General features: G+C 63.7%; 28 protein-coding genes. 22 read left to right on the top strand and 6 right to left on the bottom strand.

The features are described from left to right. The first annotated feature begins 43 nt into the window (after nucleotides 1–43). Complete coding sequence (locus EPN33_05635; GenBank protein ID TAN23145.1) at nucleotides 44–292, top strand: acyl carrier protein; 249 nt, start codon at nucleotides 44–46, stop codon at nucleotides 290–292. Continuing rightward, nucleotides 289–1,536: a beta-ketoacyl-[acyl-carrier-protein] synthase II gene (fabF, locus tag EPN33_05630; protein TAN22978.1), complete on the top strand. Its 1,248-nt coding sequence runs from the start codon at nucleotides 289–291 to the stop codon at nucleotides 1,534–1,536. Before EPN33_05635 ends, fabF begins: the two co-directional genes overlap by 4 nt. On the opposite strand, the gene EPN33_05625 is transcribed toward fabF, so the two are convergent. The 4 genes from EPN33_05625 to EPN33_05610 all read right to left on the bottom strand — a co-directional run bounded on the left by EPN33_05625 (nucleotide 1,517) and on the right by EPN33_05610 (nucleotide 4,083). Beyond that, the gene (locus EPN33_05625) at nucleotides 1,517–2,017 is read right to left on the bottom strand and encodes an HIT domain-containing protein (protein TAN22977.1); all 501 of its coding nucleotides are present in this window, start codon (nucleotides 2,015–2,017) and stop codon (nucleotides 1,517–1,519) included. The genes fabF and EPN33_05625 overlap by 20 nt on opposite strands. 113 nt (nucleotides 2,018–2,130) lie before the next feature. Beyond that, nucleotides 2,131–2,679, bottom strand: a complete 549-nt coding sequence (locus tag EPN33_05620) for an HNH endonuclease (GenBank protein ID TAN22976.1) — start codon at nucleotides 2,677–2,679, stop codon at nucleotides 2,131–2,133. A gap of 133 nt (nucleotides 2,680–2,812) precedes the next feature. Beyond that, the gene (locus EPN33_05615) at nucleotides 2,813–3,631 is read right to left on the bottom strand and encodes a ComF family protein (protein TAN22975.1); all 819 of its coding nucleotides are present in this window, start codon (nucleotides 3,629–3,631) and stop codon (nucleotides 2,813–2,815) included. A 95-nt stretch (nucleotides 3,632–3,726) separates the two neighbouring features. Beyond that, nucleotides 3,727–4,083 (bottom strand): TraR/DksA family transcriptional regulator, encoded by a 357-nt coding sequence (locus EPN33_05610; protein ID TAN22974.1) that lies wholly within the window; start codon nucleotides 4,081–4,083, stop codon nucleotides 3,727–3,729. Between the two features lie 236 nt (nucleotides 4,084–4,319). Between EPN33_05610 and EPN33_05605 the strand changes: the two genes are divergently transcribed. The 5 genes from EPN33_05605 to EPN33_05585 all read left to right on the top strand — a co-directional run bounded on the left by EPN33_05605 (nucleotide 4,320) and on the right by EPN33_05585 (nucleotide 7,720). Further along, nucleotides 4,320–5,036 carry a tetratricopeptide repeat protein gene (locus tag EPN33_05605; GenBank protein ID TAN22973.1) on the top strand — a complete coding sequence of 239 codons (717 nt, stop codon included), beginning with the start codon at nucleotides 4,320–4,322 and terminating at the stop codon, nucleotides 5,034–5,036. A gap of 117 nt (nucleotides 5,037–5,153) precedes the next feature. Continuing rightward, nucleotides 5,154–6,593, top strand: a complete 1,440-nt coding sequence (locus EPN33_05600) for a hypothetical protein (protein ID TAN22972.1) — start codon at nucleotides 5,154–5,156, stop codon at nucleotides 6,591–6,593. Nucleotides 6,594–6,604: 11 nt separating this feature from the next. Further along, nucleotides 6,605–7,006 (top strand): PaaI family thioesterase, encoded by a 402-nt coding sequence (locus EPN33_05595; protein ID TAN22971.1) that lies wholly within the window; start codon nucleotides 6,605–6,607, stop codon nucleotides 7,004–7,006. After that, nucleotides 6,948–7,340 carry an AbrB/MazE/SpoVT family DNA-binding domain-containing protein gene (locus EPN33_05590; GenBank protein TAN22970.1) on the top strand — a complete coding sequence of 131 codons (393 nt, stop codon included), beginning with the start codon at nucleotides 6,948–6,950 and terminating at the stop codon, nucleotides 7,338–7,340. Before EPN33_05595 ends, EPN33_05590 begins: the two co-directional genes overlap by 59 nt. After that, nucleotides 7,337–7,720 (top strand): PIN domain-containing protein, encoded by a 384-nt coding sequence (locus EPN33_05585; GenBank protein TAN22969.1) that lies wholly within the window; start codon nucleotides 7,337–7,339, stop codon nucleotides 7,718–7,720. Before EPN33_05590 ends, EPN33_05585 begins: the two co-directional genes overlap by 4 nt. On the opposite strand, the gene EPN33_05580 is transcribed toward EPN33_05585, so the two are convergent. Then, nucleotides 7,717–8,358, bottom strand: a complete 642-nt coding sequence (locus tag EPN33_05580; GenBank protein TAN22968.1) for a phosphoesterase — start codon at nucleotides 8,356–8,358, stop codon at nucleotides 7,717–7,719. The two genes, EPN33_05585 and EPN33_05580, sit on opposite strands and share 4 nt — an antisense overlap. A 55-nt stretch (nucleotides 8,359–8,413) precedes the next feature. On the opposite strand from EPN33_05580, the gene EPN33_05575 reads away from it, so the two are divergent. The 15 genes from EPN33_05575 to EPN33_05505 all read left to right on the top strand — a co-directional run bounded on the left by EPN33_05575 (nucleotide 8,414) and on the right by EPN33_05505 (nucleotide 23,992). After that, entirely contained in the window at nucleotides 8,414–9,427 is a 1,014-nt protein-coding gene (locus EPN33_05575; protein ID TAN22967.1) for a hypothetical protein, read from the top strand. Between the two features lie 84 nt (nucleotides 9,428–9,511). Then, nucleotides 9,512–9,877 (top strand): RNA-binding protein, encoded by a 366-nt coding sequence (locus tag EPN33_05570; GenBank protein ID TAN22966.1) that lies wholly within the window; start codon nucleotides 9,512–9,514, stop codon nucleotides 9,875–9,877. A 358-nt stretch (nucleotides 9,878–10,235) separates the two neighbouring features. Then, on the top strand, nucleotides 10,236–10,811 hold the full coding sequence (locus EPN33_05565; GenBank protein TAN22965.1) for a cytochrome C: 576 nt from the start codon (nucleotides 10,236–10,238) through the stop codon (nucleotides 10,809–10,811). A gap of 2 nt (nucleotides 10,812–10,813) precedes the next feature. Next, nucleotides 10,814–14,341, top strand: a complete 3,528-nt coding sequence (locus tag EPN33_05560) for a 4Fe-4S dicluster domain-containing protein (protein TAN22964.1) — start codon at nucleotides 10,814–10,816, stop codon at nucleotides 14,339–14,341. After that, nucleotides 14,338–15,780: a hydrogenase gene (locus EPN33_05555; protein TAN22963.1), complete on the top strand. Its 1,443-nt coding sequence runs from the start codon at nucleotides 14,338–14,340 to the stop codon at nucleotides 15,778–15,780. The genes EPN33_05560 and EPN33_05555 overlap by 4 nt, the downstream gene beginning before the upstream one ends. Continuing rightward, entirely contained in the window at nucleotides 15,761–16,294 is a 534-nt protein-coding gene (locus EPN33_05550; GenBank protein TAN22962.1) for a DUF3341 domain-containing protein, read from the top strand. Before EPN33_05555 ends, EPN33_05550 begins: the two co-directional genes overlap by 20 nt. After that, on the top strand, nucleotides 16,191–17,009 hold the full coding sequence (locus EPN33_05545; protein TAN22961.1) for a cytochrome c: 819 nt from the start codon (nucleotides 16,191–16,193) through the stop codon (nucleotides 17,007–17,009). The genes EPN33_05550 and EPN33_05545 overlap by 104 nt, the downstream gene beginning before the upstream one ends. Next, on the top strand, nucleotides 17,006–18,223 hold the full coding sequence (locus EPN33_05540; protein ID TAN22960.1) for a hypothetical protein: 1,218 nt from the start codon (nucleotides 17,006–17,008) through the stop codon (nucleotides 18,221–18,223). Before EPN33_05545 ends, EPN33_05540 begins: the two co-directional genes overlap by 4 nt. Continuing rightward, the gene (locus tag EPN33_05535) at nucleotides 18,220–19,242 is read left to right on the top strand and encodes a c-type cytochrome (protein TAN22959.1); all 1,023 of its coding nucleotides are present in this window, start codon (nucleotides 18,220–18,222) and stop codon (nucleotides 19,240–19,242) included. Before EPN33_05540 ends, EPN33_05535 begins: the two co-directional genes overlap by 4 nt. After that, the gene (gene coxB, locus EPN33_05530) at nucleotides 19,239–20,114 is read left to right on the top strand and encodes a cytochrome c oxidase subunit II (GenBank protein ID TAN22958.1); all 876 of its coding nucleotides are present in this window, start codon (nucleotides 19,239–19,241) and stop codon (nucleotides 20,112–20,114) included. The genes EPN33_05535 and coxB overlap by 4 nt, the downstream gene beginning before the upstream one ends. Before the next feature lie 98 nt (nucleotides 20,115–20,212). Next, complete coding sequence (locus EPN33_05525; protein ID TAN23144.1) at nucleotides 20,213–21,709, top strand: cytochrome c oxidase subunit I; 1,497 nt, start codon at nucleotides 20,213–20,215, stop codon at nucleotides 21,707–21,709. A 26-nt stretch (nucleotides 21,710–21,735) separates the two neighbouring features. Then, nucleotides 21,736–22,344: a hypothetical protein gene (locus EPN33_05520; GenBank protein TAN22957.1), complete on the top strand. Its 609-nt coding sequence runs from the start codon at nucleotides 21,736–21,738 to the stop codon at nucleotides 22,342–22,344. A gap of 4 nt (nucleotides 22,345–22,348) precedes the next feature. After that, nucleotides 22,349–22,531: a hypothetical protein gene (locus EPN33_05515; protein TAN22956.1), complete on the top strand. Its 183-nt coding sequence runs from the start codon at nucleotides 22,349–22,351 to the stop codon at nucleotides 22,529–22,531. Then, nucleotides 22,532–23,365 (top strand): heme-copper oxidase subunit III, encoded by an 834-nt coding sequence (locus tag EPN33_05510; protein ID TAN22955.1) that lies wholly within the window; start codon nucleotides 22,532–22,534, stop codon nucleotides 23,363–23,365. A 150-nt stretch (nucleotides 23,366–23,515) separates the two neighbouring features. Next, nucleotides 23,516–23,992 carry an OsmC family peroxiredoxin gene (locus EPN33_05505; protein TAN22954.1) on the top strand — a complete coding sequence of 159 codons (477 nt, stop codon included), beginning with the start codon at nucleotides 23,516–23,518 and terminating at the stop codon, nucleotides 23,990–23,992. 390 nt (nucleotides 23,993–24,382) lie between these two features. On the opposite strand, the gene EPN33_05500 is transcribed toward EPN33_05505, so the two are convergent. Further along, entirely contained in the window at nucleotides 24,383–24,829 is a 447-nt protein-coding gene (locus EPN33_05500) for a hypothetical protein (GenBank protein TAN22953.1), read from the bottom strand. Nucleotides 24,830–24,902: the final 73 nt, after the last annotated feature.

Genomic DNA, 24,902 nt, shown 5'->3' with positions numbered 1-24,902 from the left:
CCCGTGCCGGCTGTCTGCCGTGCGGGGCCGGAGGACGATGCCCATGGCTGGTGAGATCGAAGAAAAAGTCCGTCAAATCGTGGTGGAAAAACTCGGGGTCGAACCCGCCGAAGTCACTCCCAATGCCTCCTTCGTCGAGGACCTGGGCGCCGACTCACTCGACCTGGTCGAGCTGGTGATGGAGTTTGAGACCGCGTTCGAAGTACAAATCCCCGATGAGGACACAGAAAAGATCCGCCGCGTCCAGGACGCCATTGATTACATCAAAGGCAAAGTAGGGGATAAATCCTGAACTCTAGAAATCGTGTGGTCGTTACCGGCGTCGGCCTCGTGTCGGCGGTGGGCCTGACCTCAGCCCAAACCTGGGAAGGCTTGCTGGCGGCGCGGAGTGGCGTTGCGCCCATTACCCATTTCGACGCGTCCGCCTATAGCTGCCGCTTCGCCGCCGAGGTGAAGGCGTTTGATCCCTTCCAGTTCATCGAGAAAAAAGAGCTCAAGAAGATGGGGCTCTTTATCCAATTTGCGCTGGCCGCGGCTGCCGAGGCGATGGCCGGCTCCGGGTTGAAAGTCGATGATGCGCTGGCGCCCCGCGTAGGCGTGCACATCGGCAGCGGCATCGGGGGATTCGATGTCATCGAACGCGAACATGCCAACCTGCTTCAGTTCGGCCCCCGCCGTGTCTCGCCGTTTTTTATTCCCGCCACCATCGTCAACTTGGCGGCGGGACACGTCTCCATCCGCTACAACGCCAAAGGTCCCAATTCCGCCGCCTGCACCGCCTGTGCCTCGGGCAGTCACTCCCTCGGCGACGCCATCCGGCTCATTCAGCACGGCTATGCCGACGCTATGATCGCCGGTGGCACGGAGGCAGCCATCACACCGCTGAGCGTCGCCGGCTTTGCCTCCATGAAGGCGCTCTCCACTCGCAACGACGACCCCGAGCACGCCAGCCGTCCCTTTGATCTCACCCGCGACGGTTTTGTGATTGGGGAGGGCAGTGGCATCCTGGTGCTCGAGGAACTCGAATTCGCGCGCCGCCGCGGCGCCAAAATTCTGGCCGAAGCCGTCGGCTATGGCATGTCGGCCGATGCCTTTCACATCACCATGCCCGAGGACTCCGGCGATGGCGCCTTCCGCGCCATGCAGCAGACACTCGCCGATGCCGGCGTCGCGCCCGGGCAGGTCGACTACATCAACGCCCACGGCACCTCGACATCCTACAACGACAAGTTCGAAACCATGGCGATCAAGCGCCTCTTCGGCGAGCACGCCTACAAGGCCGCCGTCAGCTCGACCAAGTCGATGACCGGCCATCTGCTCGGCGGCGCCGGCGGCCTTGAAGCCGGCATCAGCGTGCTCGCGCTCCAGCACCAGACCGTGCCACCCACGGCCAACTACCAAACCCCTGACCCCGACTGCGACCTCGACTACACCCCCAACCACGCCAAGCCGCGCGCCATCCGCTACGTCCTGTCGAACTCCTTCGGCTTCGGTGGCACCAACGCGGCGCTGTTGTTCAAGCGCTGGGAGGAGTAGCAGCGAACGCGGCGCGTAAGCGCCGATAGGTTTCGCTCAGATCCTCGGGCAGCACCCGCGTTTCCCCCACCACGGTCATAAAATTGGCGTCCCCGCGCCAGCGCGGAACGACATGCAGGTGCAAATGCCCGGCAATGCCTGCCCCCGCCGCTTCACCCAGGTTCAGTCCTACGTTCAGCCCCTGCGCCTTGTATTCCTGCTCCAGCACGCGCTCGGCCCGCGCCGCCAGCTCGATCATTTCTCCGCGCGCCGCCGCTCCGCATGCCGTCAGCGTGGCGCAGTGGGCGTACGGCAGGATCATCATATGTCCGCTGGTATAGGGATACCGGTTCAGCACGATAGCGCACTGCGCGCCGCGCAGCACGACCAGGCTGGCCGCATCGTCCCCGCTCGTCAGCTCCCGGCACAATACGCATTGCTGCCCGTCGCTGCGTGCCTCCCGGATGTACTGATACCTCCAAGGCGAAAACAGGAAATCCATAGCTACAAGTTATCAGTTCTCAGTCGTCAGTTTTCAGTTCCGGCGGTCACGCCCCCGCGCGCCCCCTCCGCCGCCCCGCTCAAACTGTGAACTGTAAACTGTGAACTGTAAACTCAGAAAAACAGGTACTTCCGCCACTGTTCGTCGCTCCGGCCCATCATCCGGATCAGGTGCCGGCTGGTGTGCAGGCTGAACGGCTGCGGCTCGCGCAGCAGTTTCATGCCGGCTTCGAGGGGCAGGCTGTCGCCTTTGCGGTGATTGCAACTGTGGCAGCAGGCCACGAGGTTTTCCCAGGTGCTTTTGCCGCCGCGCGAGCGTGGGAGGACGTGGTCGAGCGTCAGCGCCGGCGCGGCGCACGCGGCGCCGCAGTACTGGCAGGTATTGCGGTCGCGCAGCAGAATGTTCTTGCGCGACAGGGCCCGCGAGCGGTGTGGAATGCGCCGGTAATCCAGCAGCCGGATCACCGATGGCACCGGATAGCGCGTGCGGCTGCTGTGAAAGTAGCTGCTGTGCACCTCCTCGGTCCGCGCCGCGCCTTTGAGCACCAGCACCAGCGCGCGCCGCGCCGCGCACACGTTGATGGGTTCATAGCTGGCGTTCAGCACCAGCACGGGCCGCAGCAGCGGCGCCGACTGCAGCGGAGTTGCGACTGCTGCACTCATCGCTTCCACCGCGCCGGCTGGCCGCCGGTGCCGGCCTCGGCAGGAGCGCTCGCCGGGCTGGGGTCCGGCGGGAGCGACCAGGGCAAAAAGTGGCGAGCCACCTCCGCTCCCGCTCGTGACAGGGCTAGCGCGGTCACGCTACGGCCTCCTTCACCCGCGGCGCGGCCTGATGCAGGTCGGCGCGCGCCGCCGTGGCCAGCATGACCCGGCGTGCGCCCGCCGCGCACAGCGCCTGCGCCGCGGCGCGCGCCGTTGCCCCCGTCGTCAGCACGTCGTCTACCAGCAGCACGCTTCGGCCTGCTACCCGCTGCCGATCCGCCGCGAAGGCATGCTGCAAATTGCGTTGCCGGTCGGCGAGGGGCAGCTCTGATTGCGGCCGGGTTTCGCGCTGCCGCTCCAGAGCATGAGGCTCATACCGGCAGTCAATTTTTTTCGCCAACCGCCGCGCGATCTCGCTGCTTTGATTGAAACCCCGCTCCCGTTGCCGCTTTTTGCCCAGCGGAACGGGTGTCACGAGCTCGGGCGTTTCCGGTAATTCGCTCGTCAGCGCCGCCAGGCGTTGCGCCCAGTATTCGGCCGCGGTTCGCACGCCACGGAATTTCAGTAGATGGATCAGCTCCCGCCCGCGTCCCTCATAGGCCGCCGCGCACACCGCCCCGTCATACTCCGCCGGATGCGCCAGGCAATGCAGGCAGATGCGCGAGCCTTCGTCCAGCGGCGCCGCCAGCGCGTGACCGCACCGCCCACACGCCTCGCTCGCCGGCGGGCGGATTTCGTTCAGGCAGGTTGCGCAGACCGGCAAGCGGCCGGCATGCCGCAGATCGCGACCACACAACTTACAGGGTGATGGGAACAGCAGGCAAACGAGCGCACCGATGAGCGATTGCGCTTGGAGCGGCGGAGCCGCGCTGGCTGGGCCGCGGACTGCGATGGCATGGCGGCGGCTGAAGATTTCCCTCCCAAAATGCCCTGTCTGGAAGCGTTCTCATCATAACACGCTGCCCAGCCACGACACCCCGCCGCCCCCGGCCGGCCGATGGTCCGGGGTTACGCCACTACGCCTTGTTCCATCTTCTCCTGACAGGCAATGCACAGACCGGCCCAGGGAACCGCTTCCAGCCGCTTCAGGTTGAGCTCCTCGCCGCAGGCGATGCATTCGCCAAAGCTGCCTTCCCGAATCCGCGCGAGCGCGTCGTTCACGAGCTGCAGTTGGGTGCGGTCGGCGTTGCTTTGATGGAAGAGAAATTCCTTGGTATAGGAGTTGGTGGCCTTGTCGGCGATGTCCTGAGTCGCCTCTTCATCGGCAGCGCGGCCATCCTGCTCATTGCGGGCCACCGCTTGCGTAAGCTCTTGCTGCTTTTGCAGCAGCTTTTTCTGGAACTGTTCGAGCTTTCTGCGATCCATGCTCACCCTCCCGCGGCGTCTGAAGATATCCGCCGCTTCAAAATGATTAACCATACCGGCCTTAGCGCGTTCTGTCAATCGCCTGCCTCCTCTACTACCCGGATCTGAGGCTTGGATGCGGTTTGGCGCCTGCAGGGTACAAGTTTCTCCGCTGCCGGTTTGACAGTGTGCGCGAGCGCCGCTAGCATTAAGGTTTACTCTGCTGCCGCGTCGCCGCAGACGCTCTCGAGGTTCCCTTGGCCCAAATCAGTCGTCGCGAGCTTAAAAGTGATGAGTTCGTCAGCGGCATGGATGCCGCCTACGAGTTTTATCTCCAGCATCAAAAAGCCATTCTCACCACCATCGTTGTTGTCGTCGTGGTGGCCTTCCTTGGGTATGGCTTGTTTGCCTGGCGGCAGTCCCGCAACCAGAAGGCGAATGCCCTGCTGGCGCAGGCGCTCAACACCTTGCATGCGCCGCTGACCGCCGCGGCCCCGGCGCCGGCAACCGTCTCCTTTCCTGATGCCAAGTCTCGTGGCGCGGCTGCGGTGACGCAGTTTCAAGCCGTGGTGGACAACTATGGTTCTACAGATGCCGGAAGGCTTGCTCATTACTATCTAGGGCTGGCCGAGCTCGACGAAAAGACTCCCGAGGCCAACAAGAAGGCCGAAGCCGACCTGGAAGTCGCATCCCGATCGAGTGATGCCACGGTCGCCGCGGCAGCCAAGCACGCCTTGGCCAACCTGGCGATTGAGAATGGAGATCTGGCCAAGGCGCACGCTTTGCTGCTTGCCCTCACCCAGCAGGATTCTGCCACCATGCCCCGGGCGGTGGCGCTGCTCGAGCTTGCCGATCTCGACCGGACGTATAACCCTAAAGAAGCGGCCACCTACTACCAGCAGCTCCAGACGCAGTATCCGAACACCTCGACTGCACAACTGGCGCAGCAACAGCTCGCAAGCCTGAAAAAATAGAGAACCGGGATCAAGGCACAGCCGGACAGCTATAACCGGCGATGTCCTGCGCGGCAACTTGGAAACGCCTGAGCGCCAGCGGGCGTCGGTTGCAGTGTGGAATACTGAGATTTACGTATGCGGCTCCGCCTCTCGATGGTCACGGTAGCGGTGGTCTTGCTCGCGGCCGGGGTGGTGTTTTGGCGCCGCCCGGCTCCGGGACCGAATCCCTATGTCTTGCAGGTGCCTGCCACCTATCTTAGCGTTGGGCAACAATTCCAGCCGCGCCTGGTGAGCCTGGCTGCGGACGCGGGCGCGGCTACCGACTCCGTCACCCTCACGCTCTGGAGCAGTGCCGGCAAACGGCTGGCCACCGCGCAGGTTGCGCTCGCTTCCGCCGCTTCGGTCGATGCCGATCCCATGGCCTTACCCCACACCGGCAGCTTTCTGTTGCGCGCGCAAGCGTCCCATGAGGCGCACGCCGCGGTGCAGACGATTACCCTGCATGCCGTGCCGGAAGCCGCCGTCGATCTCGGCGGCGTCCTGCCCGTTACCGCGCTGGGTCTGGCGCCGGGCGTCATGAACTACCTCCGTCAGCACGGCTTTGTCCTCACGCACGCCGATCTTTCGCATCCCATGCCTCCGGCCTCGCGTCTGCTGCTCGTCGGTCAGCCGGCAGGCTCCCATCTCGCGGCGCAGTACGGTTGGCTGTGGCAGCAGGTGGCCAGCGGCGCCAAGGCCTTGCTGCTCCAGCCGCCGCTGCCTGCCGCGGTTCCATACTGGCCGCTGGCGCCGCCGCTGGTGGCGCCCTCGCCCGGCGCCTGTGGTGATGATGCTTTCGCCCCGCCCCTGACGAATGGCCTCGCCACGGGCGATGGCCTCCGCGCGCTGCTGCACCCACCCCTTAAATTCGACTTCAGCCACGACACCACCATCGCCCTTTATCACTGGAACGGCTACCAGATCATTCCACGGGGCCGGGGCTATCCGTCCTGCCATGCGTTGGTCAGTTATCGCTTGGGCGACGGCTGGGTTTCGCAATCGACCCTGCCGCTGTTGCAGCACTTCCAGGATGTGCGCGCGCGCATTTATCTGATGAACCTGATCATGGCTTCGGGACATCGCAAGCACGCTGCGCCGGCCAGCCCGGGGCTGGCCTGGGTCATGCGCCAGCGCATGGAAAAATTGGCGGGAACTCCTCCTCCCGCGTTCGACACCATTTACTACCGTGCGCCGCCCACTGCGGTCGAGTCAGCGCCCGTGCTGGTTCCCGAGGTCAACGACGCCAATCCCAACTCCTGCTCGACGGCGCCGGCGGCATCGCGGCCGGGCGCCAGTTACACGTTGGACCTGGGCGGCGCCCCCGAAGCCGTCCACAAGTTAACGATTGCCGCCCGCGGTCTGCCTGCGTTCCGCCTCGAAGCCTCCGCCGACGGCCGTACCTGGAAACCACTCGCTGCGCCGGCAACAGCCACCTCCGTCACCGTCCCGCTGCCTTCCGGCCGCTGGCGGTTGTTCCGCCTCACCACCACGGCGCCCTCCGCGCCCTGGAAGCTCTGTCAGTTCTCCGCTCGGTAGAATAGAGGCCTATGACTTCCGCTGCGGATTTGCATGCGCGCCTTGACGCCATCCCAATTTTCAAGCTCCTGAAATTGCGGCTGCTCGAAACCGGCGACGGCACCGCCCGCCTGCTAGCCCCCTACGAGCGCGCCTACGACGGCATCTTTGAATCCTTTCACGGCGGTCTGCTGATGACTCTCGCCGACACCGTCGCCTGTATCGCCATCCTCACGCGCACCGGAGCGGACGAGCGTCTCACCACCACCGACATGAACATCCGCTTCCTGGCCGCCTGCAATTCCGACGCCACCGCCGAAGCCCGCGTCATCAAGCTCGGCCGCACGCTGTGCCCGGTCGAAGTAAACCTCTACGATGCCGGCCGCAAGCACATTGCCGTTGCCCAGGTCACCTACATGCGTCTCGGCCGCTAAAAAGTGTCATAATTTAGTCGTTATGACACTAGAGCCGCTGCAAAGCAAAGCCAGGATCAACGCCAACGGTCGCATCGTGCTGCCGGCAGCCATGCGGAAAGCCATCGGTGTCAAGCCCGGCGATGAGGTTCTGCTGCGGGTTGAGGATGGAGAGATTTGTGTCTACACCATGGCCAACGCGGTTCGCCAAGTCCAGGAGCTGGTCCGACCCTATGCGAAGGGCAAGGGAAGTATGGTGGACGAGTTGATTCGCGAGCGCCGGCGCGAAGCGCGGCGCGAAATCCAGCAGATCAAGGCCCACCGTAAAGCGCACGTGGCGGGCCGCGCCGGATGAACTCTTACGTGCTGGATGCCTCGGCGCTTCTCGCTTTGATTCAGAACGAGCCGGGGGCCGCGGAAGTCTCGCGCCAGCTTCCCGGCGCAGCGATGAGCACGGTGAATCTTTCCGAGTCCCTCGCCCGCCTGCGGGCGCGCGGGCTGAACACACAAGACGCCTGGGCGAGGGTCGCTCGCCTCGAGCTCATGTTGGTCCCTTTCGGAACCGAGCAGGCTCGCCTGGCGGCAGATTTGTTTCCGTTAACCCGGTCTGCGGGAGCATCGTTCGGAGATCGTGCCTGTCTGGCGCTGGCCCAGGAGCGTGGCCTTCCGGTGCTCACGGCCGATCGCGCCTGGGCGGCTCTCGATCTCGGCATCGAGATACAGGTCATCCGCTAAGCCTCCGGCGTCCAACCGGACTGGCTCTGCATCTGTTCCCAGCCCTTGAGGCAGAACGCCGACCAGCTCTCCATCGCCGGCGCCCGTTCTCCGCGCAGTTCGGCCACGGGTGCAAACCGCCCGGCGGCGATCTTGCTCTCCCGCGCGCGCACTGCCGGTGCCGCGAGCTCGAGCAGATGCACCAGGCCGATGTGCACCCGCCCCACCTCGGTCGCGTCGTCATTGATCAGGCCCACCAGCCGCTCGCTCGCGACGGCTGCGCCCAACTCCACCTCTTCCCGCAATTCGCGCCGCAGCGCCTCCCGGTAGGCGGCCCAACCGGGCGCCGCGAACAGACTGTCATCGCTATGGCGGATATGCCCGCCCAGGCCAACCGAATGCAGCGCGCGCAGCCGCGCCTCGGTCGACCGCTGTCCTCGGCGGTAACAGAAGACCGCCTCGCCGCAGGAGAGGATGACGTAGGGGATTACCTGCTTCCAGCCGGGGTCGGATTCTGCCTGCGCGCGCGGCAGGAAGCGGCTGTGCCTGGGCTCAAAAACATATTCCAGCCATGCCTTGCCCCCCACCTGCAATCCCTGAAACCGGCCGCGCTCCCAGAGCCCCGCTGCGGGCACGGCCATTACCAGTTCATCCATCATCTACGGCCTACTACGCTACACTGACAACTGAAAACTGACAACTGAAGACTGCTTTATGATCCTCGGACTTACCGGTACCAACGGCAGCGGCAAAACCACACTGGCGGACTTGCTCAAATCCGCCGGCTTCTACTACCTTTCGCTGTCGGATGAAATCCGCGCCGAACTCGAACGCGCGAGCCTGCCTCCGACGCGCGAAAATCTGATTGCCTGCGGCAACCGCTTGCGCCGCGAGTTTGGCCGCGACGTGTTGGCGGTGCGCACCCGCGCCCGTGTGAGTCCGGAGCGCAACTATATTATTGACTCCATCCGCCACCCGGACGAAGTCCGCGCCCTGCGCGCCCTGCCCGACTTCCACCTCATCGCCGTCGAGGCGCCGCTGGAGCTGCGCTATCAGCGTGCCCGGGATCGCGGCGATGCGCGCGTGCCCGCCAGTTTCGAGCAGTTTGTCGCGCTGGAGCAGCAAGAGCTTGCCGGCGTCGACCCCGAGGCGCAAAATCTACGTGCCTGCGCCGCTCTCGCCGACGCGGTGATCGTCAATGACGGCTCGCTCGAAGCGTTCCGCCAGCGCGCCGAAGCCGTCATTCGCGGCTGGCTGGAGGCGCAGGCGGCGAGCGATCCCCGGCCCGGCTGGGACGAGTACTTCATGCGCATCGCCCGCATCGTGGCGCTGCGCAGTAACTGCGTGAAACGCAAGGTGGCCTCCATCATTGTGCGCGACCGCCGCATTATCTCCACCGGCTATAACGGCACCCCGCGCGGCGTGCGCAACTGCAATCAGGGCGGCTGCCCACGCTGCAACTCCCTGGCCCCGAGCGGCACCCGGCTGGATGAGTGCGTCTGCAGCCACGGCGAGGAAAACGCCATCGTCCAGGCCGCCTACCACGGCATCGCCATCAAGGATGCGGTGCTCTACACGACCCTGTCGCCCTGCCTGCAATGCACCAAAATGATCATCAACGCCGGCATCCGGGAGGTCGTCTACAACGCCCAGTATCCGCTCGGCGAAGCCGCCCGCCGCATCCTCGCCGAGGCCGGCGTCGTCTGCCGCCAGCTTGATCTTCCCTGATCCCTGACCGCTGACCTCTGGCCCCTTTTTTCGTGTAAGCTAAATTCGCGCCGGACTTTTTGCAGGCGGCGCAGGAGAAAACGTTTGAAAAGTATTTTTGTCGGCAATCTGCCGTTCAGTGCCACGGAAGATGAGCTGCGCGAGCTGTTCAGCCCTTATGGAGCCGTGGCACGCGTAAGTATCATGATGGACCGGGAAACCGGGCGCTCCCGCGGCTTTGCCTTTATTGAAATGACCAATGACGAAGAGGCTGAATCCGCCATCTCCGGCGTGAATGGCAGTTCGCTCGGCGGCCGCTCGCTCAACGTCAATGAAGCCCGCCCCCGCGGCGAGCGTCCTGCCGGCGGCTCCGGCCGCGGACCCAGCGGTCCGCGCTCCCCTCGCGGCGGAGGCGGCGGGACCGATGACTACCGCGGCCACGTGCGCCAGCCACGCGAGCCCCGCTGGTAACCCTCGCCCGGCACCTCAGGAGATACACGGGGATGCCCGAAGGCCACCAAAACTTTCTTGACTTGGCGGGCAAAAACTTTTAGTCTCGAATGTTGCTGGCAAGCACTGGATGAGTCTGAGGGGAACGGCGCCAAGCCATCATTCGCGGTTTCATTCGCTGGTGTAGTTTTTGGCTCTTCATTCCTAAATTCATTCCCATCCGCTCGCTCCGCTGCCTTGGCTCGCGGACGCCCCTCCACCCAATGCGCCAGCTCGGGTGCTCTTTATGCACCCTTGCGTTACGCGACTGGCTGTCGGCCAGCGGCTCGCCGCTGACTGCTGACCGCTGACCGCGCACAGCTTACTTTAGGCTCGCACCATGAGACAACATTGGCGGATCACGACCATTGTAGTCGTGTTGATCCTGTTCGGCTGCTGGAAGCTGCTGGACGTAGGCTACAACGTGGGCTATTCGCCCGAACAGCCTCTCCCTTTCAGCCATAAGCTCCACGCCGGCATCAACCATATTCCCTGCCAGTACTGCCACGCCGGCGTCGACCGTTCGCGGTTGTCGATCATGCCGCCGCTGAACGTCTGCATGGGTTGCCACGCGGTAGTGGCCTCCAATACCGCGCCCATCCAGAAGCTGAAGGCCGCCTACGAGGCCAACAAGCCGATCCAGTGGGTCCGCGTCTACAACTTGCCCGAATTTGTCTATTTCCAGCACCGCTGGCACATCGCCGCCGGCATTTCCTGCCAGACCTGCCATGGCCCGGTGCAGCAGATGGATCAGGTCAAGCAGGAGTATCAGTGGACGATGGGCGAGTGTCTGAACTGCCATCGCAACGACAACCTGCTGCATGAAGTGGGCGATTCCGGCTTCCACCGCGATCCGGCCACGTTCCATAACCGCAAGGCCAACGCACAACAAGACTGTGACGTGTGCCATAACTAGCCATGAGTAAACGCTACTGGACAACCTTGTGGGATTGGAAGGACGATCCCACCGTCGACAAGCGGCGGAACGAAGAGTTTGCCTCCAAGCCGCAGGAGTATTTTGAGGCGGAGGCCAAGGGCGGCCTCCAATTTGGCCGCCGCGACTTCATGAAGTGGTCGACGGGCGCGCTGGCGCTGGCCTCGACCGCCTGCAGCCGCAAACCCACGCAGCAAATCATTCCCTACGTCAACCAGCCGCCCGAGGTGATGCCGGGCAATCCCGACTATTACGCTACGACCTGCCGTGAGTGCTCGGCCGCTTGTGGTCTCGTGCTCACTACGCACGAAGGCCGGCCGACCAAGGTTGAGGGCAATCCGCTGCATCCATTGAACAAAGGCACCGCCTGCGCGCGCGGGCAGGCTTCGCTGTTCAATCTCTACGATCCCGACCGCCTGAAGTCCCCGGTCGCCCTGGAGCGTGTCCACAGCCTCAAGGGGCTGGTGGGCAGCGCACCGCAGGTCGATTACAACCTGGTGTTTCCGACCGCCCTCTGGCACGAGGGTTGGAACCTGCGCAAGAATATTCATCCCATCCAGCGCACGCTGAAGAAGGTCACCTGGGAACAGGCCAACCAGCAAGTGGGCCGGCTGTTGCAGCGGGCGGGCACGCGCGGCGTGCTGCTGACCGGCACCATCCACGGGCGGGCACGCACGGCGCTGCTGGCGGATTTTCTGACCGTCTTTCCGCTGCGCCATGTGGTGTATGACTCGCTCAACCCGGATGCCCTGGTGGGCGCCCAGCAGGCGGCGTATGGCAAGCCGGTGGTACCGCGCTATTTCTACGACAAGGCGGAGATGGTCGTCACCTTCGGCGATGACCCCATCGGTGCGGGCATCTCGCGCCAGGAATATTCCGTGGGCTTTGGCCGCCAGCGCAAAATCCGCGGCAGCAAGGGCCATTTCCAGATGTCGCGCGTGGTCTCGTTCGAGCCCGCGATGTCGCTGGTGGGCGTCAATGCCGACTCGCGCTATCTCGTGCCCCCCTCGCAGTTGCTGAGCGTGGCCATGGGGCTGGCGCATCAGTTGGTGGTGATCGACAAGCGTTCTTCGTTTGCCGGCAACGCGGCCGTAGCGGCTGCGCTCGCCGCCTACGAGCCGGGCGCGGTCGAGTCGGCCGCGGGCCTGCCCCAGGGCCTGCTCGGGCGTCTGGCCGCCGAGTTGTGGCGGCAGCGCGGCAAGAGCATCATCGTCGGCGGCGGAATCGCCGGTGGCACCGCCAACCAGCAGGATCTGGACGTGGCTGCGGCCTTCCTGAATTCCGTTCTGGGCAACGAAGGCGCCACGATTGATGGCACCCGCAGTCCCAGCCTGCAGGCGCAGGGCAGCAACGCCGCCATGCTGGCGCTGGTGGACGACATGAACGCCGGCAAGGTGGACACCCTGCTGGTGTGCGGCTCCAATCCTGCCTATACTCTGCCGGAAGCGGCGGGCTTCCTCGACGCCCTGGCGAAGGTGCCGCATGTGGTGGTCATCGCCGACCGGCTCGACGAGACCGCGCAGCTCGGCGATCTCGTGCTGCCGCTGTTGCACGGCATGGAGAGCTGGGGTGACGCCGAGCCGCAGGTTGGCCTGCTCAGCCTGCAGCAACCGACGATCAATCCTCTGCTCGACGGCCGCAGCCTGGAAGACGCCCTGATTGGCTTTGCCTATACCACGCCTGCGGGCCGCGCCAAGTTTACGGCGCCGCCGCCCCTGCCGGCGCCGATTCCACCGCCGGCGCCCGTCGCCGGGGGCGCGCCCACCGCCGCCGAAGGCACTGCGACCGCTGCCGGCGCCGCCGCCGCAGCTACTGCGGCGCCGAAAATGGCCGCGAAGCAGGCGCCTGCGGCTAAGGGTGCTGCGGCGCCCGCTGCGGCAGCAGCGCCGCCGCCTCCGCCGAAGACGGTGATCAGTTTCTATAAGTACCTGAAGCAGTACTGGCAGACGGCCGTCTACGCGAAGAGCAACCTGCCGGCCAGCTTCGACGATTTCTGGGTCGGCGCGCTGCGCGCCGGCGTGTTCGATCCCGATCCCGCCCGGTTGCAGCCCGGCCCGGCCCGCACCTTCAACCCTGCGGCGCTGGCTTTCGGCAAGCAGGCGGCGGCGCCAGGCGCTCCCGCGCTGGGCACGGATGAGCTCGAGCTGGCGCTTTCGGTCAACTGCATGATGGGGGATGGCTGGTGGGCCAACAACGCGCACCTGCAGGAGATCCCGGAGATCGTCAGCAAGAACTGCTGGGACAACTTCTTTACCGTCTCGCCGGCCACGGCCAAGCGCCTGGGCCTGGAACCCAACGACAAGCGGCAATACGTCATTGCCGAAGTCGATGTTGATGGCCACAAGCTGCAGGCGCCGGTTTTTGTGCAAGTGGGCGTGCACCCGAAGGTCACGACCATTGCCCTGGGCTATGGCCGCGCTTCCTGCGGCGAAATCGGCACCGACATCGGCCACAACGCCTACACCGTCGCGCAGATCGCCAAAAACAATGCCGGCTTGATCTATGCCGGCGCGCGGGTGAAGTTCCGCAAGGTCACCGGCCCCAGTTATCTGATCGCCAGCCCGCAGGACAATAACTACATCAATTTCACCGAAGACAAACAGACGCCGGAGGGCGAAGGCCGCGGCCCGATGATCGTCCGCGAAGCCACGCTGGTGCAGTTGCAAGCCAACCCGCGCGCCGGCAACCCGGAGCAGGAGAAGGCGCTGAGTCTGTGGGATAACGGCGGGCCCAGCGAGCACACGTTCCCCGACTATCACTGGGGCATGACCATCGACATGAACGCCTGCATCGGCTGCAGCGCCTGCATCGCCGCCTGCTACAACGAGAACAACGTGCCCGTGGTGGGCAAGGATCAGGTCTGGCGCGGCCGCGACATGGCCTGGCTGCGGATTGACCGCTACCTCAGCGGGGATTTCGAAAATCCCGATGTCACCCGCCAGCCCATGATGTGCCAGCAGTGCGAGAACGCCGGCTGCGAAAGCGTCTGCCCGGTCATCGCCACCATCACCGACGCCGAAGGCATCAACGTGCAGGTTTATAACCGCTGCGTCGGCACCCGGTTCTGCTCCAACAACTGCATCTACAAGGTGCGCAAGTTCAACTTCTTCAACTACGGCAAGGTACGCGCCTCTCCGCTGGAGCTGGCGCTCAACCCCATGGTCACCGTCCGCAGCAAGGGCGTCATGGAGAAGTGCAACTACTGCGTGCAGCGCATTCACGAGGGCCATTACCGCGCCAAAGAGCGGGGCGTGCCGGTGCGTGACGGCGACATTCAGACGGCTTGCCAGCAGACCTGCCCCAGCCAGGCGATCTACTTCGGCAACATGAACGATCCGCATTCCAAGATGATGCAAGCCCGCAATGAGCGCGGCTACAAGGTCCTGGAGGACATGAACTACAAACCCTCTACGGTCTACCTGACGAAAATCCGCAATCTCGGCGCCGAACCCGCCCTGGCGCAGTTACAGCCGGGCGGGGAATCGGCCGCCGAAAAGGATAGCCAGGCATGAGCGACACCATCGAGCTCGTACCGCACGTCGATAACCCGACGGCCTGGGTGGACGGGGTCCCGCTGTACCGCGCCGACCTCACCATCTCCCAGGTCAACCGGGATCTGACGGCGGCCATCTTCCGCAAGCCCAACAAGTTCTGGCTGCTGGGCATGGCGATTGCCCATCTCTGCCTGTTCGTGGGCATTTACGTGGTCTGGGTGCAGTTGCACGTCGGCATGGGCGTGCTCGGTCTGAAGCGGCCGGGCATGTGGGGCACCTACATCGTCGACTTCGTTTTCTGGGTTGGTATTGCCCACGCCGGCACGCTGATCTCCGCCATTCTGTATCTGTTCCGGCAGCGCTGGCGCACGGCCATCAACCGCTCCGCCGAAGCGATGACGATTTTTGCAGTCATGTGCGCCGGCCTGTTCCCGCTGCTGCATATTGGCCGCACGCTGATCGCCTACTGGCTGATACCGTACCCCAACCCGCGCCACTTGTGGGTGAACTTCCGCTCGCCGCTCGTCTGGGACGTGTTCGCGGTCTCGACCTACACCATCATCTCGATTCTGTTCTGGTATCAGGGCATGATCCCCGATCTGGCGACGGTGCGCGACATGCACCCCAACCAGTGGGGCCGCAAGTTCTACGGCGTCATTGCCCAGCGCTGGAAGGGCACGGCGAAGGACTGGCATCATTACGAATCCGCCTACGGCATGTTCGCGGCTATCGCCACGCCGCTGGTGCTGTCGGTGCACAGCGTGGTCTCCAGCGATTTCGCGGTGAGCTCGATTCCGGGCTGGCACGACACCATCTTCCCGCCCTACTTTGTGGCCGGCGCCATCTTCAGCGGCTTCGCCATGGTGATCACGGTGCTCACCGTGGTGCGCAAGGCCTTCAACCTGGAAGACTACATCACCATGGATCACATGGAGCTGATGGCCAAGATCATCGTGGCCACCTCCATGATCGTTTCCTACGGCTACATCGTGGAAGTCTTCATGGCCTGGTACGGCCAAGTGCCGCAGGAAAACCACATTTACATCTGGATCCGCTTCTTTGGCCCCTATGCCTGGGCGGGCTGGACCATTGTGTTCTGCAACTGTATTGCGCCGCTGATCTTCTGGTTCCGCAAGGCCCGACGAAGTCTGCTGCTGCTGTTTGTGGTGAGCATCATCATCAACATTGGCATGTGGTTCGAGCGCTACGTCATCATCATCACCTCGCTGTCCCAGGACTTCCTGCCCAGCAACTGGCGCTACTTCGCGCCCACCTGGATGGACATCGGCACCTTCGTCGGCTCGCTGGGCCTGTTCTTCATCAACTTCATGATGTTCGCCCGGGTCGTGCCGGTGATCTCGATTGCCGAGGTCAAGGGTGTGCTCCAAAATCAAGTTGGCGAACCGCGCGCACCGAAACCGCTGACGGGAGGAAAAAATGCCGAAGTCCGGGCGTAAGAAATACCGTCCACCGGCGGTGCTGGCGCTGTTTGCCGATCCGCATCAGCTCCTGCACGCCATCCAGGAATTCCGCGAAAAAGGCTACCGCGGCCTCGATACCTATACTCCGTATCCCGTGCATGGGCTTTCCGAGGCGATGGGCCTGAAGGAAAGCTGGATGCCGCGCGTCACCAAAGGCGGCTTTTTCACGGGCGCCTGTCTGGCCTTTATCTTCGAGGCGTGGACCATGGCCTGGGCGTGGCCGATCAATATCGCGGGCAAGCCCTTTGTGTCGGTACCGGCCTACATGCCGGTGACGTTTGAAGGCGGCATTCTGATTGCCGGCATCTCGACGTTCTGCGCGGTGCTGATCGCGGCGCGGCTCATTCCGGCGCCCAACTTCACCAGCCTGGACGCCAGCCTGACGAATGACCGCTTCGGTTTGTACATTCCGGTCCGCCCTTATGAATCCGCCAGCGTTCAGGAAATACTGCGGGAGCTGGGCGCCGAGGAGGTCAAGAACCTTGCGTAAGAGCCATCAGCCATCAGCCATCAGCCATCAGTGGCTCGCCGGCATCGTCCTGGTGACCGGCCTGGCGCTGGGCGTGACGGGGTGTCAGTTTCATCCGCCGGGCAGCAAGTCCGCGACCCAGCTCGAGTATCAGCCGGACATGTATGTCCAGCCTTACGAGCAGGCGTTCGGCACCGACCATGTGAACAGCCAGATCCCCAACATGCGTGTGCCGCCGGCCGGAACCGTGCCGGTGGACTGGGTGCCGTTCCCACAGAACTCCGACGTGACCGGCGAAGACAATCTCGCCAACCCGATTTCAGTGAACTGGCAGACGCTGTCCAAGGGCCGCCAGATTTTTGACACCTACTGCATTGTCTGCCATGGCGCGGAAGCCACCGGCCTGGGCTACATCGTGCCCTACATGACGCAGCCGCCGGCACTGATAGCCGGCGCGCCGCTGAAGTTCAGCGATGGCCGCATTTTCACCATCATCAGCGAAGGTCTGGGCAACATGCCCTCCTATCGCACCGAGCTGGATCCGGCCGAGCGCTGGACGGTGATTCATTACCTGCGCGTGCTGCAGCGCGCCGCCAACCCCACGGCTGCCGATACAGCTCTGGCCGAGAAGCAGGGCATGGACTTCTCCAAAGACCTGCCGCCGGCGCAGGGCGTGAAGGGGATCCTTCCCGGCTCCGAGGCGATTCCTCATAACCCGAAGCCACCACAACCATGAGCGCACAACCCCAACCTGTCATCATTCCGAATCCCGGGCCGGCGGTCTTCCCGCCGCGGATGCGGAATATTCTGCTGGCGTTTACCGCCATCGGCGTGATTGTGTTCCTGATCGCGCTGGCGGTGGATCCGCAACGCGCCTGGTACAGCTACCTGACCAACTATTTGTTCTTCATGGTGCTGGGCGTGGGCGGCGTGTTCCTGGTCGCCCTGGAGTACGTCACCAGCGCCACCTGGACGGTGGTTTTCCGCCGTCTGCCGGAAGCCGTCTCCACCTATCTGCCGGCCGCCCTGATCCTGGGCGTGATCATGCTGCTGGGCATTCCTCACATCTATCCCTGGGCCAAGGCCGGCTACGCCTGGGAGGCGCCCAGCAAGAAGTTCTGGTTCTCCGGCGGCTTCTATAGCCTGCGCACGGTGCTGGCGCTGGGCGGCTGGTGCATCTTCGGCTGGTGGTTCCTGAAGGATTCCACCAAGCAGGACAACAACCCGGGCGCGCTGTTGCCGCGCAAGACCTTCGGCAAGCCGCCCACCCGGCGGGGCCGCGTGGCCGCCGGCTTCATCGTCTTTTTTGCCTATAGCTTCACCTGGTGGTTCGTGGACTGGATCATGTCGCTCGAACCGCACTGGTACACGAACATGTGGGGGCCGTACGGCTTTGCCGGCATGTTCGAGACCAGCCTGGCGCTGACGCTGCTGCTGGCGGTTGTCTTCCGCCGCCACAACCTGTTCGATGGCGCCGTGCGCGACCAGCATTACATCGACCTGGCGCGCATGGTTCATGCCTTCTGTATCTTCATGGTCTACATCGGCTTTGCTCAGTACCTGCTGATCTGGTACGCCAACTTCCCCGATGAGACCACCTACTTTCATCAGCGTCTGGTGGGCGGCTGGGGCTGGGTGTTCCTGTTCCTGCTGTTCGCCAAGTGGGTGATTCCCTTCATTGTGCTGATGATCCAGAAAATCCGCACCAACGAGACGGTGCTGATCACCATGTCGGTGCTGATCATCGTGGCGGAATGGTTTGATTGCTACTGGATGGTCCAGCCGCCGATCCACACTCACTTCTACGTACCGAACTGGGTGGAGATTGGCGTGTTCCTGGGCTTCCTCGGCATCTTCGGATTGCTGGCCACGCGCTACTGGAGTAAACATGCGATGGCGCCAGTGGGCGATCCCAAATATCTCCATTCGGTGGCAGGGAAGTATCTATGAGCGACAATCACGCGCCCCAAAAACCGTCGCTGAAGTCGCTGCTCGGCTTCTTCGTGGTCGTTCTGGTGGCGCTGTATTTCATCTATTCGGCCTTCGGCGGCGAGTACCGCAAGTCGACCTTCGAGGCCCGGTTTGACTTCAACAAACCCGCGCCTCCGGGCGCGGCTCAGGTGGTCGATCTGCGGCCGCTGCTGCTGCCGACGCCCAAGCTGCTGGAAGAAGGCAAAGAGGTCTACGCGTCCAATTGCGTGCCCTGCCATGGCGAAGACGGCTACGGCAACGGGCCGCGCGCCGCGGGCCTCAATCCGCCGCCGCGCAACTACCACTCCGGCAAATTCCGTTACGGCACCTCGGTGCTGACGCTCTATCACACCGTGACCAATGGTTCGCCGGGCACGGCCATGCCGAGCTTTGTCGCGCTGTCGCCGGAGGAGCGCATGGCGGTGGTGCATTACGTCCGGACCGACTTCATTCCCAAGGCGGCGTACCAGAACAACACCCCGGCGCAGCTCGAGGCGCTGGCGACGCCGGCCGCCTCGGGTCCGACCCGGCTGCCTCCGCTCAACCCGGTGCCGCAGGGGCCGCGCATTCCGATTGATGTCGCCATGCAAATCCTCGCGAACCAGAAACCGGCGGCGCCGCCCCAACCGCTGGCCGCCAAGAAAACCGGTCCGCCGCCGGCGCCACAAACCGCCGATGTGGCCCTGGGCCGGGCGGTGTATCAGGCGCGCTGCCTGGCGTGTCATGGCGACCAGGGTCAAGGCGGTTTGCCTACCATGATGATCGGATCGGATCCTTACGTGGAAGTTACCGCACGCCCGTTTTCGCAGCCCGTCATGATGAGCAGCCCCAACGACCGCGCGGCCTTCAATCAGTACGTGCTGCATGGTCTGCCCGGCCGCATGATGCCCGGCGAGGGCACGCTCACGGCCACACAACTGAATTCGCTGTTCGCGTACGTGCAGCAACTGGTACGTGCGCAGCAGGGCGCTCCGGCGCCCACAGGGGGCAAAAAGTGAACACCCTCCTCCTTTTCCTCTGGCAGTCGCTCAAGTCGATCATGGACTCGCAGGCGCTCAAGGGCCTGGCAGCGCCGACGCGCGAGGCCTTCTCGCATCCCGGCAGCAATGTGGCGCGGGTTGCGGCGCAGAATAGTTGGTGGTCGTTCTGGCTGGTATTTCCCTTCATCCTGATCGCCTATCTTGGCCTGGTGTACGTGATGGTCCAGTTCCGCGACAAGAAGGATGGGCGCCCGCCAGCCGATTTCCACGAGCACAATTTCCTGGAGTTCTGCTGGACCATTATTCCGCTCGCCATCGTCGTCATCGTGGCGTTTCACTCCTACGGCCCGCTGCACTTCATGGAGTTCGGCGGCAACCAACCCGACGTCACCATCAACGTCGTCGGTCACCAGTTTTTCTGGGAGTACAAATACCCGCAGTACGGCATTGACATTCCCAACGGCACGCTGGTGCTGCCCGCCGATAAAGTGGTCGATCTCGACCTGACCAGCGTGGATGTGATTCACGGCTTTTTCGTACCTGGCCTGGGCATCCAGGAAGACGCTCTGCCCGGCCGCATCACCAATCTCTGGTTCAAGGCCCAGGCCGGCTATTACAAGGGCCAATGCGTTCAGCTCTGCGGCACCGGCCACTCCGACATGCTGATCGAGGTCCAGATTTTGCCGGAACAGCAATTCCAGCAATGGCTGCAGAGTCATCGCAACCAGGCTAGACCGGCCGCACCCAAACCGGCGGCCAAGGCCAAGAGCGCGGCTTCGATTAACCGCGCAGGCGCCCAGCGCCTGCGCTCCACCGGTCGCGGAGGCGCGGCGGCGGGTCCCTTGCCCGCCGCCGCTCCCGGACGCGACGGACTTGGGGGAGCAAAGTGAGCACTCAGGTTGCCACCCTCGGCGAGGTGCAACAGCCTCGCCAGTACCATGGCGTTCTCAGTTGGATCACCACCACCGATCATAAAAAGATCGGCATCATGTATCTCGTCTTCGCGCTCATCAACGCCTGGATCGGCGGATCGCTGGCGGGCATGGTGCGCCTCAATCTCTACAATCCCTCCTGGCAGATCGTCAGCCCGCACCTGTACAACGAGCTGATGACCATGCACGCCACCATCATGATTTTCCTGACGCTGATGGTGTCTCTCGCCGGCTTCGGCAATTATCTGGTGCCGTTGATGATCGGTGCGCGCGACATGGCCTTCCCGCGCCTGAACGCCTTCTCGTTCTGGTTGATGCTGCCGGCGGCGTTCATGCTCTACGGCAGCTTCTTTGTCGTCGGCGGCTCGGCGGCGGGCGGCTGGTGGAGTCTTCCCCCGCTGAGCACGCGCCAGTTCTCGGCCGGCTACGGTCAGGATCTTTGGTGCCTGGCGATCATCATTCTGGGTATCGCCTCGATCATGGGCGCCATCAATTTTCTGGTGACCATCATCGACATGCGCGCGCCCAGCATGAGTTGGGGCAAGGTGCCGCTGTTCGTCTGGAGCTGGGCGGTCACCGCCTGGATGCTGCTGCTGGCGCTGCCGGTACTGTCCGGCGCGATGATCATGCTGCTCAGCGACCGCTGGCTCAACACCGGCTTCTTCCGGCCCGCGCTCGGCGGCGACCCGCTGCTGTATCAGCACTTGTTCTGGTTCTTCGGGCACCCGGAAGTCTACATCATGATTCTGCCGGCTTTCGGCATGCTCAGCCACATCATCCCCTGCATGGCCCGCAAGAAGTTGTTCGGCTACAAGGGCATGGTGCTGGCGCTGTGGGCGATCGGCATTATCGGCTTCATGGTCTGGGCGCACCACATGTTCACCAGCGGCATCTCCTCCGGGGCGCGCATGTGGTTCTCCATGGCCAGCATGTGTATCTCGGTGCCCACCGGCGTCAAGATCTATTCCTGGCTGGCGTCGTGCTGGGGCGGCGTGATCCGCTTCTCGACCGCCATGAAGTTCTCGCTGGGCTTCATCTTCACCTTCGTGCTGGGCGGGCTGAGCGGCCTGATGCTGGCGGTCGTGCCCTTTGACATTCAGGTGCACAATACCTACTTCGTCGTCGCCCACATTCATTACGTGCTGGTCGGCGGCACGGTGATGGTGCTGTTCGCAGGCGCCTATTTCTGGTTCCCCAAAATGAGCGGCCGCATGCTCAGCGAGAAGGCCGGCAACTGGGTGTTCTGGCTGTTCTTCATCGGGATGAACTGGGTGTTCATGCCCATGCACCTCCTGGGTATTGAGGGCATGTCGCGCCGCGTCGCCAGCTACCGTCCCGAATTCAAGTCCCTCAACCAGTTCATCTCCATGGGCTTCCCGCTCATGGCGCTGGCCGGTCTGATCTTCACCATCGATATCGTCCGCAACCTGCGCGGTCCGCGCAATGCGCCCGATGATCCATGGAATTCGAACGTCATTGAGCAGCACCTGGAGTGGGAAACCTCCAGCCCGCCGCCCGCTTATAACTTCGCTGAATTCCCGGAGGTCCGTTAGCAGCACCCCCAGAAAGAAGAAGTTCCATGTCCGATCCTGTCGTTCCCAACCCGCAACCCGGCTCGCACCGCAAGAAGTGGATCATCCGTCTCGGCATCGTCGCGGTGGCCATGGTGGGTTTTGCCTTTCTGCAGGTCCCGCTGTTCCGCGTGTTTTGCACGCACCTGGGCATCTATGTGCCGGCGGACCAGAAGCTGGCCGCGAGCACCGGCCCGGCCAGCCCGCGCACCGTCACGGTGAGTTTCAGCGGGGTGCAGGCGGACGGCATGGGCATCATCTTTCATCCCGAATCCACCATGCAGACCGTGCATGTCGGCCAGCGCGCCGAGAACCATTTCGTTTTTGAGAACGACAGCGACAAGACAGTTTATTTCCGCGCCATCCACGACATCTACCCCTTCCAGGCAGCCACCCACCTGGCGCTGATCCAGTGCTTCTGCTTCACCAACCAGGCCATGGCGCCGCACACCAAAAAGACGCTGCCGGTGATCTACCAGGTCAATCGCGGCATGACCCAACTGATCTCGCGGGTGAGCATCATGTACACGCTGGAGCCGCTTGCGGCCAACGCGCCCGCGCAGGAGCCGAGCCCGATCAAGCAGCTTCTGTCGGGCGGCGCGCCCGGGGGGGAATAGTTTCATGCCGACTATTGCCGAACTGAAACGGTCGCCGCGCCACACCCGCCGCCGCAACGCCTGGCTGGGCTGGACGATCGCCGCCGCCGTCATCGCGATCATGGTGCTGACGTTCATTCCGGTCCATCACGGCTGGATTTACCCGGCCGATACGACGTACGCATTTCCCAAATGGATGAAGAAGTAGATGGCTAGCCAACCCACAATCACTCCCTCGTCTCCGGTTCTGGTCCGCACCGAGCCGCCGCCGCTGACGGCCGAACTGGCGCATCATCTGCCGCAGCCCAGCTTCTGGCCCATCCTGCTGGCGGCCGGCATGGGCGGGGTTTTCTTCTGCGTCTTCCTGGTCTACGCCGGCATGCCGCTGGCCACGCTGCTGGTGGCGCTGGCCGGCCTGTATACCGTCTACTGCGCGGGCGGCTGGGCCGTCACCATCGCCACCGAGCGCCGCAAGCACAACCCCATCGCCACCAACAAAGACCTGATCCGCGGCTTCTTCTTCTTTCTCGCCTCTGAGGCGATGATCTTCGAGTCCTACTTCGAGTACTACTACTTCACCCGCTTCAAGGGCCACGTCTGGCCGCCGGCGGGCATGCCGCGCCTGGAGACGACGCTGCCGGCTATCGCCACCCTGATTCTGGTCGGCTCCAGCTTCACCCTGAACTGGAGCATCAGCTCCTTCATGAAGGGCAAGAAAAGCGCCGCCAAGAACTGGCTGCTGCTCACCATTGGCATGGGCATTTTCTTCCTGGGCATGCAGGGCTTCGAGTGGGGCTACCTGAACGGCGTGATGGGCTTCCATTACCAGACCGGCGCCTACACTTCGGTCTACTACCTCATGACCGGCTTTCACGGCTGCCACGTCACCGTCGGCCTGATCCTGCTGGCGCTGGTCTATTGGCGGCTGGAGCGCAACGAGTATAACCAGGACTACCATTACTCGCTCAAAGCCGCCGAGTACTACTGGCACTTCGTCGACGTCATCTGGGTGCTTCTCTTCTTCACCCTGTATCTTTTCTAGATCGCGGGTACCCAGCCGGGCTACGCCCGGCGGCCCGCTCTCTAAGGCCGTGAGACCGCTGCGCCGGGGGCCCCTACGCCCCGGCTTCGCTACCGGACGAGCATACGAAAGCGCCGTACAGGGGGGCTGGTTTTGTTCTAGACTGGCGGCATGCCGCGCGTGCACCGCTATGCCGTGATAGTGCGCTGGACTGGCAATAGCGGTTCGGGCACCTCGAGCTACGGCGGCTATCGCCGCGACCACGAAATTCTCGCGGAGGGCAAGCCCGCCATTCCCGGCTCCTCGGATCCGGCCTTTCGCGGGGACGCGGCGCGCTGGAACCCGGAAGAGCTTTTCGTGGCTTCTCTGGCGGCTTGTCACAAGCTCTGGTATCTGCACCTCTGCGCCGATGAAGGCATTGTCGTCGTCGCCTACGAAGACCAGGCGGAAGGGGAAATGGAGGAGACGGCAGACGGTGGCGGCCGCTTCTTGAGCGTGACCTTGCATCCCCAGGTGACGGTGGCCGCCGGCACCGACCTCGCCCAGGCACGCGCGCTGCACGATATGGCGCGGCTCAAGTGCTTCCTCGCTCATTCCGTTAACTGCGCCCTCCGGCACGAGGCCGAGGTGCATGCACTGTCTCGTTAGCTGTTCCATTTTTTCTGCAAAGTGTGCCACTTTGCGGTGCAAAGTGGCGTGTTTGCTGGGGTTTTTTGCGATTTGGAGTGGCACAGTGAGACAGCGAATGGGACAGGCGCGCGCGTGGCGCGCGCGGTGGCGGGTGGCGAGTAATGGGTGGTGAGGAGAGACACGGGGGCGAGGCGAACGGGGGGTAGGGGTCGGGCGTTGGATCGGCGATGCGCACCCGCGGTATCCGGCGGGCTGCCCGGTGCTGCTGAGGATGGTTACGATTAGTTAGACGAGGCGAGGGGCTGGTTGGGTTGGCTGGAAGGAGCCACAGTGAATCCCGAAATGGCTCGCGGCAACCTGAGCTGGCGTACCGGGCTGTGCTACCGCGTGATGTTCGAGTGGTTACCGTCAAGGACGGCGCTGTTTCTTCAACATGCGTCCGGCGATGATTGCACCGATGACATGGCCCGCGGTCAGCGCCACGAGCGGCAGCAGCCACCAGCGGTGATGATGTCGTTCCAGCCGTTGCGACCAGAGTGCCATAGCGGCGGTGAGGGATAAATCAATCGTCCAGGCGCGCAGGGCGCTTCCCCGCAGCAGCGGGTTGGCTTCCTTGCAGCCCGGCACGGTTCTCAAGCAATGTCGTGAAAGCGCCATGTCCGCAATCGTCGCTTCGCTGGCCGCGGTCAGCCATAGTACCCAGGCATTCTGATGTTTGGCGACCATGGCCCGTGCCGCGGCCGCCGGCTTCGGCGCGGTTAGCCGCGGAGGTGCGGTTTTTTCGACTGTCGGCCCCTGCCCCCAGGCTGACCCCAGCGCCAGTATCAGTCCGACCAGCACACACCAAGCCCGCATTTCCGTGGAGATGCGGCAGTCCCGAATCGAACCATGCTCTCAAAGGATACGAACCACTTCGGTCCCTGCCGGA

It is taken from the genome of Acidobacteriota bacterium (assembly GCA_004299485.1).
In the GTDB taxonomy this organism is placed as follows: domain Bacteria; phylum Acidobacteriota; class Terriglobia; order Terriglobales; family SCQP01; genus SCQP01.
The sequence above is the reverse complement of the archived record's forward strand: the minus strand, read 5'-3'. Positions and strand labels throughout refer to the sequence as shown.

Bases quoted from the DNA above. Each gene is read 5' to 3' on its own strand.
- EPN33_05580 (TAN22968.1), bottom strand. From the start codon at position 8,358: ATGATGGATGAACTGGTAATGGCCGTGCCCGCAGCGGGGCTCTGGGAG.
- EPN33_05590 (TAN22970.1), top strand. From the start codon at position 6,948: ATGCCGGCCGCAAGCACATTGCCGTTGCCCAGGTCACCTACATGCGTC.
- EPN33_05540 (TAN22960.1), top strand. From the start codon at position 17,006: ATGAGCGCACAACCCCAACCTGTCATCATTCCGAATCCCGGGCCGGCG.
- EPN33_05550 (TAN22962.1), top strand. From the start codon at position 15,761: ATGCCGAAGTCCGGGCGTAAGAAATACCGTCCACCGGCGGTGCTGGCG.
- EPN33_05555 (TAN22963.1), top strand. From the start codon at position 14,338: ATGAGCGACACCATCGAGCTCGTACCGCACGTCGATAACCCGACGGCC.
- EPN33_05585 (TAN22969.1), top strand. From the start codon at position 7,337: ATGAACTCTTACGTGCTGGATGCCTCGGCGCTTCTCGCTTTGATTCAG.
- EPN33_05535 (TAN22959.1), top strand. From the start codon at position 18,220: ATGAGCGACAATCACGCGCCCCAAAAACCGTCGCTGAAGTCGCTGCTC.
- EPN33_05505 (TAN22954.1), top strand. From the start codon at position 23,516: ATGCCGCGCGTGCACCGCTATGCCGTGATAGTGCGCTGGACTGGCAAT.
- EPN33_05560 (TAN22964.1), top strand. From the start codon at position 10,814: ATGAGTAAACGCTACTGGACAACCTTGTGGGATTGGAAGGACGATCCC.
- EPN33_05625 (TAN22977.1), bottom strand. From the start codon at position 2,017: ATGGATTTCCTGTTTTCGCCTTGGAGGTATCAGTACATCCGGGAGGCA.
- EPN33_05635 (TAN23145.1), top strand. From the start codon at position 44: ATGGCTGGTGAGATCGAAGAAAAAGTCCGTCAAATCGTGGTGGAAAAA.
- EPN33_05565 (TAN22965.1), top strand. From the start codon at position 10,236: ATGAGACAACATTGGCGGATCACGACCATTGTAGTCGTGTTGATCCTG.
- EPN33_05510 (TAN22955.1), top strand. From the start codon at position 22,532: ATGGCTAGCCAACCCACAATCACTCCCTCGTCTCCGGTTCTGGTCCGC.
- EPN33_05515 (TAN22956.1), top strand. From the start codon at position 22,349: ATGCCGACTATTGCCGAACTGAAACGGTCGCCGCGCCACACCCGCCGC.
- EPN33_05575 (TAN22967.1), top strand. From the start codon at position 8,414: ATGATCCTCGGACTTACCGGTACCAACGGCAGCGGCAAAACCACACTG.
- EPN33_05500 (TAN22953.1), bottom strand. From the start codon at position 24,829: ATGCGGGCTTGGTGTGTGCTGGTCGGACTGATACTGGCGCTGGGGTCA.
- EPN33_05525 (TAN23144.1), top strand. From the start codon at position 20,213: ATGTATCTCGTCTTCGCGCTCATCAACGCCTGGATCGGCGGATCGCTG.
- EPN33_05520 (TAN22957.1), top strand. From the start codon at position 21,736: ATGTCCGATCCTGTCGTTCCCAACCCGCAACCCGGCTCGCACCGCAAG.
- EPN33_05595 (TAN22971.1), top strand. From the start codon at position 6,605: ATGACTTCCGCTGCGGATTTGCATGCGCGCCTTGACGCCATCCCAATT.
- EPN33_05610 (TAN22974.1), bottom strand. From the start codon at position 4,083: ATGGATCGCAGAAAGCTCGAACAGTTCCAGAAAAAGCTGCTGCAAAAG.
- EPN33_05545 (TAN22961.1), top strand. From the start codon at position 16,191: ATGACCGCTTCGGTTTGTACATTCCGGTCCGCCCTTATGAATCCGCCA.
- EPN33_05600 (TAN22972.1), top strand. From the start codon at position 5,154: ATGCGGCTCCGCCTCTCGATGGTCACGGTAGCGGTGGTCTTGCTCGCG.
- EPN33_05620 (TAN22976.1), bottom strand. From the start codon at position 2,679: ATGAGTGCAGCAGTCGCAACTCCGCTGCAGTCGGCGCCGCTGCTGCGG.